General features: G+C 64.1%; 10 protein-coding genes. 4 read left to right on the top strand and 6 right to left on the bottom strand.

Features of this window, described 5'->3' with window-relative positions; translation table 11 throughout:
- Positions 1-88 precede the first annotated feature (88 nt).
- Together rdgB and hemW are read left to right on the top strand one after the other, a co-directional pair.
- On the top strand, positions 89-682 hold the full coding sequence (gene rdgB, locus ACQ4WR_RS16455) for an RdgB/HAM1 family non-canonical purine NTP pyrophosphatase (RefSeq protein WP_102294883.1): 594 nt from the start codon (positions 89-91) through the stop codon (positions 680-682).
- On the top strand, positions 679-1,953 hold the full coding sequence (gene hemW / locus ACQ4WR_RS16460) for a radical SAM family heme chaperone HemW (protein WP_180979418.1): 1,275 nt from the start codon (positions 679-681) through the stop codon (positions 1,951-1,953). The genes rdgB and hemW overlap by 4 nt, the downstream gene beginning before the upstream one ends.
- On the opposite strand, the gene ACQ4WR_RS16465 is transcribed toward hemW, so the two are convergent.
- From ACQ4WR_RS16465 to ACQ4WR_RS16475, 3 genes are all read right to left on the bottom strand, one after another.
- Entirely contained in the window at positions 1,950-3,125 is a 1,176-nt protein-coding gene (locus ACQ4WR_RS16465) for a tetratricopeptide repeat protein (RefSeq protein WP_436488496.1), read from the bottom strand. The two genes, hemW and ACQ4WR_RS16465, sit on opposite strands and share 4 nt — an antisense overlap.
- Positions 3,126-3,268: 143 nt before the next feature.
- Positions 3,269-5,017, bottom strand: coding sequence for a methyl-accepting chemotaxis protein (locus ACQ4WR_RS16470; RefSeq protein WP_436488498.1), 1,749 nt, complete (start codon positions 5,015-5,017; stop codon positions 3,269-3,271).
- Between the two features lie 121 nt (positions 5,018-5,138).
- Positions 5,139-6,212, bottom strand: coding sequence for a patatin-like phospholipase family protein (locus ACQ4WR_RS16475; protein WP_436488500.1), 1,074 nt, complete (start codon positions 6,210-6,212; stop codon positions 5,139-5,141).
- A gap of 211 nt (positions 6,213-6,423) precedes the next feature.
- Here ACQ4WR_RS16475 and ACQ4WR_RS16480 point away from each other — a divergent pair, with 211 nt between their 5' ends.
- Positions 6,424-7,269, top strand: coding sequence for a hypothetical protein (locus tag ACQ4WR_RS16480; protein ID WP_436488502.1), 846 nt, complete (start codon positions 6,424-6,426; stop codon positions 7,267-7,269).
- Positions 7,270-7,470: 201 nt separating this feature from the next.
- Here ACQ4WR_RS16480 and tal read toward each other — a convergent pair whose 3' ends face one another.
- The 3 genes from tal to zwf form a co-directional block, all read right to left on the bottom strand.
- On the bottom strand, positions 7,471-8,406 hold the full coding sequence (tal, locus tag ACQ4WR_RS16485; protein WP_102298052.1) for a transaldolase: 936 nt from the start codon (positions 8,404-8,406) through the stop codon (positions 7,471-7,473).
- Positions 8,407-8,560: 154 nt separating this feature from the next.
- Positions 8,561-9,415 (bottom strand): SIS domain-containing protein, encoded by an 855-nt coding sequence (locus tag ACQ4WR_RS16490; RefSeq protein WP_034750862.1) that lies wholly within the window; start codon positions 9,413-9,415, stop codon positions 8,561-8,563.
- A 420-nt stretch (positions 9,416-9,835) separates the two neighbouring features.
- On the bottom strand, positions 9,836-11,308 hold the full coding sequence (gene zwf, locus ACQ4WR_RS16495) for a glucose-6-phosphate dehydrogenase (RefSeq protein WP_102298054.1): 1,473 nt from the start codon (positions 11,306-11,308) through the stop codon (positions 9,836-9,838).
- Between the two features lie 547 nt (positions 11,309-11,855).
- On the opposite strand from zwf, the gene ACQ4WR_RS16500 reads away from it, so the two are divergent.
- On the top strand, positions 11,856-12,809 hold the full coding sequence (locus ACQ4WR_RS16500) for a chemotaxis protein (protein WP_102298057.1): 954 nt from the start codon (positions 11,856-11,858) through the stop codon (positions 12,807-12,809).
- Positions 12,810-13,013 lie beyond the last annotated feature (204 nt).

Raw genomic sequence — 13,013 nt, forward strand, 5'->3', positions numbered from 1 at the left:
GGTAGGGGCCGCGCAAAAGGTTTACAATGTCGGCACTTCATACAGCCCCGCAGTTCCGCGCAGGGCTGGCCCAACCCGGATATTGTCAATGACTCAACGCCTCATCCTCGCCTCCAACAACGCCGGCAAGCTCAAGGAATTCAACGAGCTGCTCTCGACCATCGGTTTCTCCGTGCACGCCCAGGGCGAGTACGACGTGCCCGAATGCGACGAGCCATTTCATACTTTCGTTGAAAACGCGCTGCACAAGGCGCGCCACGCGGCACGCCTGACGGGCTTGCCGGCGCTGGCCGACGATTCGGGCGTGTGCGTCAATGCGCTCGGCGGCGCGCCGGGCGTGTACTCGGCCCGCTATGCGGGAGAGCCGAAGTCGGATGCCGCCAACAGCGCCAAGCTGATCGCCGACCTGGCAGCGCATGCGGACAAGTCCGCGTACTACTACTGCGTGCTGGTCTATGTGCGCCATGCGGATGACCCGCAGCCGGTGATCGCCGACGGCCGCTGGAATGGCGAGATGATCGCCACGCCGCGCGGCCAGGGCGGCTTTGGCTACGATCCGCATTTCTATATTCCCGCGCTGGGCAAGTGCGCGGCCGAGCTGACGTCCGTGGAAAAGAACGGACTGTCGCACCGTGGCCAGGCCTTGCGCGCGCTGGTCGAGAAACTGCGGGCCGTGCAATGATTCCGATCAAACTGGTGGGCGCTGCCGCCAAGCCTGCCGCCAAGCCCGGCGCCGCTCCCGCGCCGCAGGAAGGCATTTCCGGCGCGGCCGGCGCGGCGCTGCGCTACCTGCAGCCGGGCGCCCTGAACCTGACGGCGCTGCCGCCGCTGTCGCTGTACATCCACTTCCCGTGGTGCGTGAAGAAATGCCCGTATTGCGACTTCAATTCGCACGAGGTGCGCGGCAGCTTCCCGGAAGCGGACTACCTGGCGGCCCTGCGGCTGGACCTGGAAATGGCGCTGCCCCTGATCTGGGGCCGCAAGATCCACACCATCTTCATCGGCGGCGGCACGCCCAGCCTGATGTCGGCGGCGGGCCTGGACCGGCTGATGTCGGACGTGCGCACCTTGCTGCCCCTGGAGCCCGATTGCGAGATCACCATGGAAGCCAATCCGGGCACGTTCGAGACGGACAAGTTCAAGTCCTACCGGGCCAGCGGCATCAACCGCCTGTCGGTCGGCATCCAGAGTTTCAACGGCCGCCATTTGCAGGCACTGGGCCGCATCCATGATGACGGCGAGGCGCGCCGCGCGGTGGATATCGCGCATGCGCATTTCGACAATTTCAACCTCGACCTGATGTACGCGCTGCCGACGCAGACCCTGGCCGAGGCGCAGCAGGACCTGGAGACGGCGCTGTCGTTCGCGCCGCCGCATTTGTCGCTGTACCACCTGACCCTGGAACCGAACACCCTGTTCGCCAAGTACCCGCCCGTGCTGCCGGACGACGACGAGAGCGCCGACATCGCCGACATGGTGGCCGCGCGCGCCGCGCAGGCGGGCTATGGCCGCTATGAAGTGTCGGCGTATGCGCAGCCGGGCCGCCAGGCCAGGCACAACCGCAACTACTGGGAGTTCGGCGACTACCTGGGCATCGGCGCCGGCGCGCACAGTAAAATCTCGTTCCCGCACCGCGTGCTGCGCCAGGCCCGCTACAAGCAGCCGAAGGCCTACATGGAAGCCGTCAGCGCCGGCAACCCGGTGCAGGAAGAGCGCGAGCTGGCGCGCGAGGAGATGGGTTTTGAATTCATGCTCAACACCCTGCGTCTGACGCAGGGCTTCTCGCCGAATCTGTTCGCCGAGCGCACGGGCCTGGCCATCAACGCCATCGACAAGCCGCTCAATGCGGCCGAGGCGAAAGGCTTGCTGTACCGCGACCACCAGCTCATCCGCCCGACGCAACTGGGATTGAGCTTCCTGAACGACCTGCAGCAGATGTTCCTCGAAGACTAGTGCGCCGTGGCGGCGCGCAGGCGCTGCAGCTTGGCCGCGTACAGGCCCTGGTCGCTGCGCGTGGTGCTGTTGTCCAGCGCCAGTTCCAGTTGCTTGCCGGCCAGCGAGAGTTGCCCCATGCGCGCATACGCCTGCGCCAGCCAGAAATGGAATTCGTGGTAGTACGGGTCGCGCGCGATTTCGCGCGAAAACAGGCGGATGGCTTGCCTGTAGTCGCCCTGCTGCATGGCGAGCTTGCCCAGGTTGAAGTAGTGGAAGGGCGGCTGCGGCTGCAGCGCCAGCAGGCGGCGGCGCAGCGGCAGCGCTTCCTCGACCATGCCCGACGCTTCCAGCGCCTGCGCCAGGTTGGACAGCAGCACGGTATTGTCCGGCGCGCGCGCCAGCGCGTGGGCCAGGGTGCGGCGCGCCTGCGCCAGGTCGCCATGGCGGAACTGGATCACGCCCAGGGTGTTGTAGGCGCCGCTGAATGAGGGGTCCTGCACGATGGCGCTCCTGGCCCACCAATAGGCCTGCGCCAGCTGGCCTTCGCTCATGGTTTCGGCGGCGCGGTTGTTCATGTACATGGCCAGGATGGTCGCTTCGCTGATCTCGCGCGTGCGGTAGCCGGCCACGTCGCCGGACGGCAGGAAATCGATCACCATCATGCCATTCGTATCGTAATTGTTGGGATTGTCGTCCAGGCGCCGTCCCAGCACCAGGTTGACATGGCCGGCGACAAAATACATGTCGCCGCTGCGGCTCCAGTTTTCTTCGCCCAGCACTTCCTGGTACTGCACCTTCAAGCCCATTTCGCGGGCCAGCGCCGCCGTCATGATCACCAGCGACAGGCAGTTACCCCTGCGCGCGGCAAACGTTTCGCTGGCATTGCGCGTCTTGGCCGCATCATATTCCAGCTTCAGCTGCGACTTGTCGTACAGGGCATCGTAGAGCGCCACGCGGGGATTCTTGTTGCGCCGTTCGCGTCCCACCTCCGTCTGCACATACTGCCGCATGGCGTCGTCGAGGGCAAGCACCGCGCCGGCGTCGACGCCGATGGCCGGCGCGAAATCGCTGTCGTTGAAGATGGAGGGCAGGCTGGCGGGCGGCGTAACGCTGCAGGCTGCGAACACGGCGCACAGCAGGACGGCGCCGAGGCACGTGAGGCACCGGACGGTGGCAAGATAGGGGCGCATGGTCTCTCCCTGAGAGGCGCCGGCTTGCTCATGTCGCGGTGGCGCGCCAGTCCCACCTGAATCCAGTATCGGCGCGCCTGGCCCCGCTGTCAAATACTTTCAAGGCCGCCGGCACGGTGGCCGGCAGACATTGCGCGGCGCTCTTAAAACTCTTCCCAGTCCTGGTCGCCGGCGATGTGCGATGGCGTCTTGTGCGCTGCGGCATTCGTCGTGCCGGCGGCCTTGGGCGCGGCCGGCTTGCGCGCCGTGGCCTGGGGCTGGCGTTGCGGCGCCAGCGTGGGCGTGGCGGCGATGGCCGCCCTGGCCGGCCGCGTGGCGCGTACCGGCGCCGCTGCCACGGCCGCGTGTTCGAGCTGGAAGCCGGCCGCCACCTGCGCCAGGCGCGCGGCCTGGTCCTGCATGCTTTCGGCGGCAGCCGCCGCTTCCTCCACCAGGGCCGCGTTCTGCTGCGTCACCTGGTCCATCTGCGCAATCGCCTGGTTGACCTGGTCGATGCCCATGCTTTGCTCGGCGCTGGCGGCCGTGATCTCGGCCATGATGTCAGTGACGCGGCGCACGCTGTCGACCACTTCGCCCATGGTGCTGCCGGCCTGCCGCACCAGCCGCGTGCCGTTGTTGACCTGTTCCACCGAGTCGCCGATCAGGGCCTTGATTTCACGTGCCGCCGCGGCCGAACGCTGCGCCAAATTGCGCACTTCCGTGGCGACGACGGCAAAGCCGCGTCCCTGCTCGCCGGCGCGCGCCGCCTCGACGGCCGCGTTCAGGGCCAGGATATTCGTCTGGAAGGCGATGCCGTCGATGACGCCGATGATATCGACGATCTTCGTCGATGCCGTGTCGATGGCGCCCATGGTGTCGACCACCTCGCTGACGATGCTGCCGCCCCGTTCGGCCACGCCCGACGCGGCCACCGCCATCTGGTTGGCCTGGCGCGCATTGTCCGCGTTCTGTTTCACGGTGCTGGTCAGTTCTTCCATCGACGATGCCGTCTCTTCCAGCGAACTGGCCTGCTGCTCCGTGCGCGCCGACAGATCCTGGTTGCCGGCGGCGATTTCGCCGGACGCCGTGGCGATCGCGTTGGTGCCCGTCTGCACTTCCGACACCACCTTGCGCAGTGCCTCGTTCATGCCGTGCAGGGCGCGCATCAGGTCGCCGATTTCATCGCTGGCGGCCGGGCCGAAATGCGTGCGCAAGTCGCCGTCGGCCACCGTTTCGGCCACCTTCACGGCCGCCTGCAGCGGCACGGTGATCGAGCGCGTGATCAGCCAGGCGCAGACGCTGCCCAGCGCCACCACCAGCGCGCACAGGGTCAGCAGCAGGGTGAAGCTGCGTTGATTGGCCGCCTCGATGGCCTGCGCCGTGGCGTCGATGGCCTTGCGTTGCTGCGCCAGCAGGGCCTTGACGTTGTTCTGGTAACTGGTGGCGGCCGGCGCGAAGCTGTCGCGGTAGGCGCTTTCCGCCTGCGCCGCGTTGCCCGCCTTGCGCGCATTCATGACGACGGTCTTGGCATCCTGGTATTTGACGCGCTCGGCAACGGACGATTTGAAGATGGCTTTTTCTTCATCGCTGTCGAGCAGGGTTTCGATTTTCTTCAGCAGTTCGCTGCCCTGTTTCGTACTGTCGGCGATGGTTTCGGCAAAGACGTTCGACAGGGTTTCATCGGTGCTCTTGGCGATCATCGAGGTGCGCGCGATGGCCGAATAAATCAGCACGTACCAGTCCGACACCAGGCGTTCCTTGGCCAGCGGTTTTTCCATCATTTGCCGGGTCGCCTCGGCATTGACATGCGCGCTGTACAGCGCGTACGAGGTGGAAATCACGGAGAGCAGCAGCACCAGCGCGAAACCCGCTGCCAGGCGCGTGCCGATACGAAGGTGGGAGAGGGCGTGCATGGTCGGAACTCCTGTCGCAAAGGGATTTAAATTGCCTGTGCGACATAGTATGCACTGATAAGTGACCAATAGGCGAGGGAAAAGCGCGCTTGTTTTTGCGCCTGTTGCAGTCTCGCCCGTGCTACAGATCGCCCGCCTGGCGCAGGTCGGGATGCTCGGCCCAGCGGGCGAAGGCGGCCGCCATGCGCTCGCTTTCGGCGATGGCGCGGCGCCAGTCGCGCATGCGCCCCGCATGGTCCTGGCCGTAATGGGGAAAGTCGCGCCGGTCCGGCAGTTTGCCATTCGGCAGGCTGGCGATGAAGGCGGGCGACGGCGAGACGAGGATCATGTTGTCGAGCGCGCTGTCGCCGCCGCGCGCGCGGCGCCACGGCATGCTCTTGTCCAGCCAGCCTGGCACGATGTGGTCGGCGAAATGCGGGTACAGCACCAGGTCCGGTTCGCGCTGGTACGGCAGGTGCAGATGGTAGTCGACCAGGCCGCCATCCCAGTAGCGCCCGGGCGGCGCGCCGGCGATGTCCCGCACCGCGTCGAGCACCAGCGGGATGGAGCCGGAAGCGAGCAGGGCGTCGCGCAGGTTGTCCTGCGCCAGCGGCACGAAGTGCGCATGGAAGGCGTCGAAGCGCGAGCGCAGCCAGCTGGCGCCATCGGCGCCCGCATGGAATACCACGCGTTCGAGCGAGGCGGCCAGGCGCGCGCGGGCCACGGCATTGTTGGCCGCCGCCAGCAGGAAACCGCGCCGGTCGCGCCATTTGCCCGGCTGCGCCAGCGCGCCGATGCCGCGCACGGCCAGCACGCCCAGGCTGTGCTGGCCGTGCCGCAGCAGCTGCGCGTCCTGGCCATCGAGCACGGCGTCGAGCAGGGCGCGGCAGGTGCGGCTGACGTGCGCGGCATCGGGCTTGTCCGGATAGCGCTGGCCCACGTATTCGCGCACCAGGCGGCGCTGCGCGGCCACCGGGTCGGGAAACACGGCGGCAGCCATGCGCCAGGCGCCGATTGAGGCGCCGATGAAGTGGCGCGGCCGTGCCGCTCTGGCCAGGAAATCGCCGAACAGCCAGCAGTCGAGCTGGTGCAGGATCAGTCCTTTCGGCCCGCCCGCAGCGGCGGGGACGATGGCGATGTCGCTGGCGCGCACGCCGTATTCGGCGATGCGGGCGCGGGCGCGGCGGCCCAGGCGGATGGTGATCGGTGATTGCATGGAATTGAAATTGGCGAGCGAAAAGCGGACTGTAGCTTTGTATTCTACCTTCAGCGCGGCGCCACGGTACCGATGTGCGCGCTATAGTCACATTGTTGGTATTAGTGATTTTCTTTTGGGCAAGCATTCTTGTAAGAAATATTGCATAATGCTTCGCGTTAAGTTTTTGGCATGTGCCAAGGACGCGTCACGTCTTTATTATTGGAATAGTATGCAATTGAATCACGCTTTTGTTTTCACCCTCATCGCCGGCTCCCTCGTTGCCTGCGGCGGTGGCGGCTCGTCTTCCCCATCGGATCCGGCAGTTGCCGTGAACCCGCCCGTGGTGCCCGTCGTGCCGCCGGTGGTCCCCGTCACGCCAACGGCCGGCGACAACACGGGTTCCGTCAGTGCCCGTTTCGCGAATGGCGACAACAGCCGCTTCGTGTTTACGTCGATCGGCTTGCAGAGCAATGGCAAGGCCAGTCCGCTGGTACAGGATACCTCCGGCGCCTTGAGCACCATCGGCAGCATCATCCTGACGGGCAACCCGTCCGTGACGCGGGAAATCAGCGGCGACGCGACTTTCGCGCAGGGACGCTGGTTCAAGGGCGCGTTCAGCAGCAGTACCAGTGCCACGACGTTGAGCGGCAACAATGCCAGTGCACATTACGTCGCCTATAACCTGCTCGCCGCACTGCCAGCGGCCGGCACGTTCACCTGCGACGCGGGCACGTTCACGGCGCCAAGCTACACGGGCGGCGCCAGTGTCCCGTCGAGCGCCAACTTCGGTACGTCCAGCGGCAATGCCAGCATCGCCTTCGATGGTTCCGGCGCCAAGGTCGTGATGGCCATCGACGCCAGCGCCGGCGGCAGCACGGGCAAGGTAACGGCTTCCACGACCATCATTTCGCCGGCGTCCAGCAGCATCACCGGCGGCTATCTGTCGAGTGGTACGGGTGCGCAGCTGATGCTGGGCGACGGCGGTACTGGCCGCTACCTGCTGCTGACTGCCTACAAGGTGCAGTTGGCCAATGGCGCCAACTACCAGGGTGTGGCGACCTTCCGCTGTTCCTGATGACGCCTGGCGGCGCCGGCCGCGCGTCGTGACGTGCGGCCGGCAAGGTTCACTGTGCCGCGGCACGGTGGCGCTTCCGGCCACAACGTCCTGCAGCCGGCAATGCTGCCGCCAGTCGTCGTGAGGCGAACGAGGACGGCTAAAAAAAAAGCGGCGCCGTGCACTGCACGGACGCCGCTTTTTTTCTGACGCAGGCGGGAATTAACGCAGCGCCGCGATCATCTGTTTCAGCTTGCCGGAATCGACGCAGAAGGCGCGGATGCCTTCGGCCAGTTTTTCCGTCGCCATCGCGTCTTCGTTCATCATGAAGCGGAAGGCTTCCTCATTCAGCGACATTTGCACGATGTTGGCGGATGGTGCCGCTTCGGCGCTCAGCTTGCGCTCCACCGGCGCATCGCTGTCGGCCAGCTTTTGCAGCAGGTCGGGGCTGATGGTCAGCAGGTCGCAGCCGGCCAGTTCGAGGATTTGCGAGGTGTTGCGGAAGCTCGCGCCCATCACTTCAGTCTTGTAGCCGAACTTGCGGTAGTAGTTGTAGATGCGCTTGACGGACTGCACGCCCGGATCTTCCGCGCCGACGTAGTCGATGCCCGTCGATTTCTTGTACCAGTCGTAGATGCGGCCGACGAATGGCGAGATCAGCTGCGCGCCCGCTTCGGCGCAGGCGATGGCCTGGGCCAGCGAGAACAGCAGGGTCATGTTGCAGCGGATGCCTTCCTTTTCCAGGATCTGCGCGGCGCGGATGCCTTCCCAGGTGGAGGCGATCTTGATCAGCACGCGCTCGCGGGCGATGCCGGCATTCGAATACAGGGCGATCAGGTCGCGGCCCTTGGCGACAGTCGCTTGCGTGTCGAACGACAGGCGCGCATCAACCTCGGTGGACACGCGGCCTGGAATGGTCTGCAGAATTTCCACGCCAAAGGCGATCAGCAGGCGGTCGATGATCTCGGCGGTGGAGGCGTTCGGATGGTCGCGCACGGCCTTTTCCAGCAGCGGCTTGTATTCATCCTTCTGCACAGCCTTCAGGATCAGCGACGGATTCGTCGTCGCATCGCGCGGCGTGTAGGCCTGGATCGATTGGAAGTCGCCGGTGTCGGCCACCACGGTAGTAAATTGCTTCAGTTGTTCGAGTTGGTTCATGGCTGCACGGGAAAGAGTGAATGGGCTTGCCGGGCTATTGTACATAATCCGGGGCGCGGTTCAGTCCTTTTGGTGCGGAAGAAATACAGTGGCAGGAACCCAAAATTGAGAGCTGGGGTCAGACCCGGCGGGTCTGACCACGGATTTTTGTTGCCTATCCAATAAAAGAATCAAACTGCATGTCGAATTCCTGCAGCGCTTTCTGCGCATTCTGCATTTTCTTGCGGAATTCAGGTCCCCGTTGCAGGGCCAGGCCGACGGCCAGCACGTCGATCACCACCAGGTAGGCCAGGCGCGCGGAAATCGGTGTGTAGGGGTCGGTGTTGAAGACCAGGTCGATGGGAATCAATACAGTGGCCAGGTCGGCCAGCGGCGTGCCCGATGGGGCCAGCACGACGACGTCGGCGCCACCGCGGCGCGCCAGTTTCACGGAGCGGACCAGGGCGGGGCTGTTGCCGCGCTGCGAGATGGCCACCAGGCAGTCGCCACCGCGCAGCAGGGCGGCGGCGATGCTGTGGATGTTCGGGTCGCTGTAGGCCACCGTCGGCACGCCCGAGCGGAAGAACTTGTGCTGCGCGTCGGCCGCCACGATGCCGGACGTGCCCTGGCCATAGAATTCGATCTTGCTGGCGCGCGACAGGATGTCGAGCGCGCGCTGGATCGCTTCCGGGTTCAGGTTGTTGCGTAGGTCGAGCAGGGTATTGATCGAGCGGCTGCAGATTTTATTTACCAGGTCGGCCGCCAGGTCGTCCTGCGCCGGCTGCTCGTTCGCGCCCGGCATGGCCAGGGCCAGGCCCTGCGCCAGTTTCAGCTTGAATTCATGCCAGCCGTCATAGCCGAGGGTGCGGCAAAAGCGCACCACGGTCGGTTCCGACACCTGCGCGCTTTTCGCCAGCGCCGTGATGTTCTGGCTAACCGTCTGGTTAGGCTGGTCAAGCACGGCCAGCGCGACCTTTTTCTCCGACTTGGAGAGCGAATCGAGCTGGGTGCGGATGGAGTCAAGTAGCATTGATTAGTCTTCTGTTTAAGTGCGCGTCCTTTTCACCCCAACAGCAAATACCGGGGTCTGACCCTCAGGGTCCGACCCCGGTATTCTCGCCGTTTGGGCTTCAGTCGAATCTGAACGGCTTCAGTCTTTCGGCAACGGTGAAGCAGGTATTTCGCAGAGCACCGCTCCGCGCCTGCGTCACGGCCTGGGCTTGCAAGGCCAGGCTCCTTGCGTTCTCAAACTAGTCTTCTGGCAGCGGTGAAGCAGGCAATTCGCGGAGCACCGCTCCGCGCCTGCGTCACGGCCTGGGCTTGCAAGGCCAGTCTCCTTGCGTTCTCAAACTAGTCTTCTGGCAGCGGTGAAGCAGGTATTTCGCGGAGCACCGCTCCGCGCCTGCGTCACGGCCTGGCCTTGCAAGGCCAGGCTCCTTGCGCTCCATTCTTAGTCTTCAGGGAGCGCTTCTTCACGCCACTGCAATCCGTCGCGGCCGATCAGGGCGCTGGCCGCGGCCGGGCCCCAGGTGCCTGCCGTGTACGGAATCGGCGCGCTGTCGTTCTGTTCCCAGTTGTCGAGAATCGGCTCGACCCATTCCCATGCCGCTTCCAGTTCGTCGCCGCGCATGAACAGGGTCAGCTGGCCGCGCAAGACGTCCAGCAGCAATCGCTCGTAGGCGTCCATGCGCGGGGTCTTGAACGATTCGCGGAAATCGAGTTCCAGTTCCGCCGGTTTCAGGCGCATGCCGTCGCCCGGGGTTTTCGCCATCAAATTCATGCGCAAGCCTTCGTCGGGCTGCAGGCGGATCACCAGGCAGTTCGGCTGGAAGCTGGACGTCGGCTGGTTGAAGATCGAGTGCGGGATCTGCTTGAAGCGCACGACGATCTCGGCCAGGCTGTCGGCCATGCGTTTACCGGTGCGCAGGTAGAACGGCACGCCGGCCCAGCGCCAGGTGTCGATTTCCGCCTTCAGTGCGACAAAGGTTTCGGTGCGCGAATGTTCGGGCGCGTCCGGCTCGTCGCGGTAGCTTGGCACGGTGGCGCCGTCCACATGGCCGGCACGGTACTGGCCGCGCACGATGTTTTGCGCCAGGGTGGTGGGCGTGAATTTTTTCAGCGAGCGCAGCACTTGCAGCTTCTCATCGCGCACGGCATCGGGCGCGATCGAGGTCGGTGGTTCCATGGCGACAATGCACAGCAGTTGCAGCAGATGGTTTTGCAGCATGTCGCGCAGCGCGCCCGAGGTGTCGTAGTAACCCATGCGGTTGCCCACGCCCAGCTTTTCGGCGATGGTGATCTGCACGTCGGAAATCCATTCACGGCGCCACAGCGGCTCGAACAGCACGTTGCCGAAGCGCAGTGCCAGCAAGTTCTGCACGGTTTCCTTGCCCAGGTAATGGTCGATACGGTAGATCTGCGATTCCTGGAACACTTTGCCCACTTCGGCGTTGATCTGCTTGGCGCTGGCCAGGTCGCGGCCCAGCGGTTTTTCCAGTACCACGCGCGAGTTCGGCGTGACCAGGCCATTTTCTTCCAGGTTGTCGCAGATCAGGGCGAACAGGTGCGGCGGCGTCGCCAGGTAGTAGACGCGCGTCAGGTCGGCGCCGTCGCGCAGCGCTTCGACCAGCGGGGCATAGGTCTTGGCGTCGCTGGCGTTGAGCGACACGTACACGATGCGCGCGCAGAAGCGGGTCCAGGTGGCCGCGTTCAGGGTGCTGGCCTTGATGTGCGGGCGCGCGTTGCTTTCTACCATTTTCAGGAAGGCATCCTGGCCGCTGTCCTGGCGGCCCACGCAGATGATGCGCGCCGTCGGCGGCAAGTCGTTCGCGACGTCGCGCGCATACATGGCAGGCAACAATTTGCGCATTGCTAAATCGCCGCTGCCGCCAAACAGGACCAGGTCAAAATCGGTAAGAGCCATAAGTGAGTGTCGTCGCAAAAGTAAAAGAGCCGGAGCGGGGAGGGGCCGACCGGAAGTGCCAGTCTGTCGCTACTGTATCGTGGTGTAAATTTACTACGTAGAAGTGGCAATTGCAAGAAATTTTACTACATTCGTGCCGCTTGCGTGGGGCTTTTGCCATGTGCCGTGGCCTGGCGCGCCTGCGTGCTCATTATATGCCTTTCGCCCGCGCGGGCGCGCGGCGCATGCTTTGCAAAGCAACCATGGTTACCGGGGAAATTTTCCAGCCATGCCATTACGATTTGCGCTGTAGCAACAGGCACGTCAAGAAATGCTGCCAGGATGGCGCTTGGCGGCTAAAAGTAGCTTTGAGGAAAGTAAAAAACCGTATAATTCAGACTGGAATCGATAGCAACTATTGGTAGTACGACGTTGCCCGATTCACCACTGCACCGTTAGCGCCGGCCATGCCCCGAACCCGCCTCCCGACGTCCATGCGGCCTGCAGTCAGCTCTGTCCGTATCGCGGGCAGACAGCTTAACTTTACAAGACGGCTCAAGGGGACACAATGAATTCAATGCAGCAAGATGTCGATGAACGCACCAGCCTGACAGGCAATAACAAATTCGAACTGTTCCTGTTCAAGCTGGGCACCAGCGATCACTCGACCAGCCGCGAACTATTCGGCATCAACGTGTTCAAAGTACGTGAAATCATGGAAATGCCGGCCATTACCGCAGTGGCCGGTTCGCATCCGCACATGCTGGGCGTGGTTAATATTCGCGGGCAGATCGTGCCCGTGATCGACTTGCCGATGGCGGTCGGCTGCAAGAGCAATGGTTTGAAGATCCTGATGGTGACGGAATTCGCCCGCTCGACGCAGGCGTTTGCCGTGGAAGAAGTCGATGAAATCGTGCGCCTGGAATGGAACCAGGTGCTGTCGGCCGAATCGAGCGTGGGCGGCGGCCTGGTTACCAGTATCGCGCGCCTCGATGGCGACACGGACAAGACACGCCTGGCGCAAGTGCTGGACGTCGAGCAGATCCTGCGCAACGTGCTGCCGTCGGGCGACCCGGATGTAGACGAAAACAGCATCGGCCCGCAAGTGCGCTTGCCGGCGGGCGCCGTGATCCTGGCGGCCGACGATTCCTCGCTGGCCCGTTCGCTGATCGAGAAGGGCCTGGAAGCGATGGGCGTGCCCTTCATCATGACCAAGACGGGCAAGGAAGCATGGGAGCGCCTGCAAGCCATCTCGGCCCAGGCGGCGACCGAAGGCAAGACGGCGAAAGACAAGGTCGCGCTCGTGCTGACCGACCTGGAAATGCCGGAAATGGATGGCTTTACCTTGACGCGCAACATCAAGAACGATGGCCGCTTCGCCACCATTCCCGTGGTGATCCACTCGTCCCTGACAGGCTCGACCAACGAAGACCACGTCAAGGGTGTCGGTGCAGATGGCTACGTGGCCAAATTCGTCGCGGCGGAATTGGCAGAAACCATCCGCAAGGTGCTGGCGCGCTAATCCGACGCTGGCACGGCCAACAATGGTGTCGGATTACGCGGGGCCTTGCCCCGCTAATCCGACCTACGCCCATGCGCAAGAAAAAACGCCGGACCCTCGCGGGTGCCGGCGCTTTTTCTTGCTGGAAACGATTGCGATTGGCCTGCCACTTCCATGGGCAAGCGGCAGTTCGGTAGGTCGGCTTGGCGCAGCGCAGCTGCGCGT

The sequence above is a fragment of the Janthinobacterium amylolyticum genome (genome assembly GCF_051380655.1).
Classification (GTDB): Bacteria; Pseudomonadota; Gammaproteobacteria; order Burkholderiales; family Burkholderiaceae_D; genus Janthinobacterium.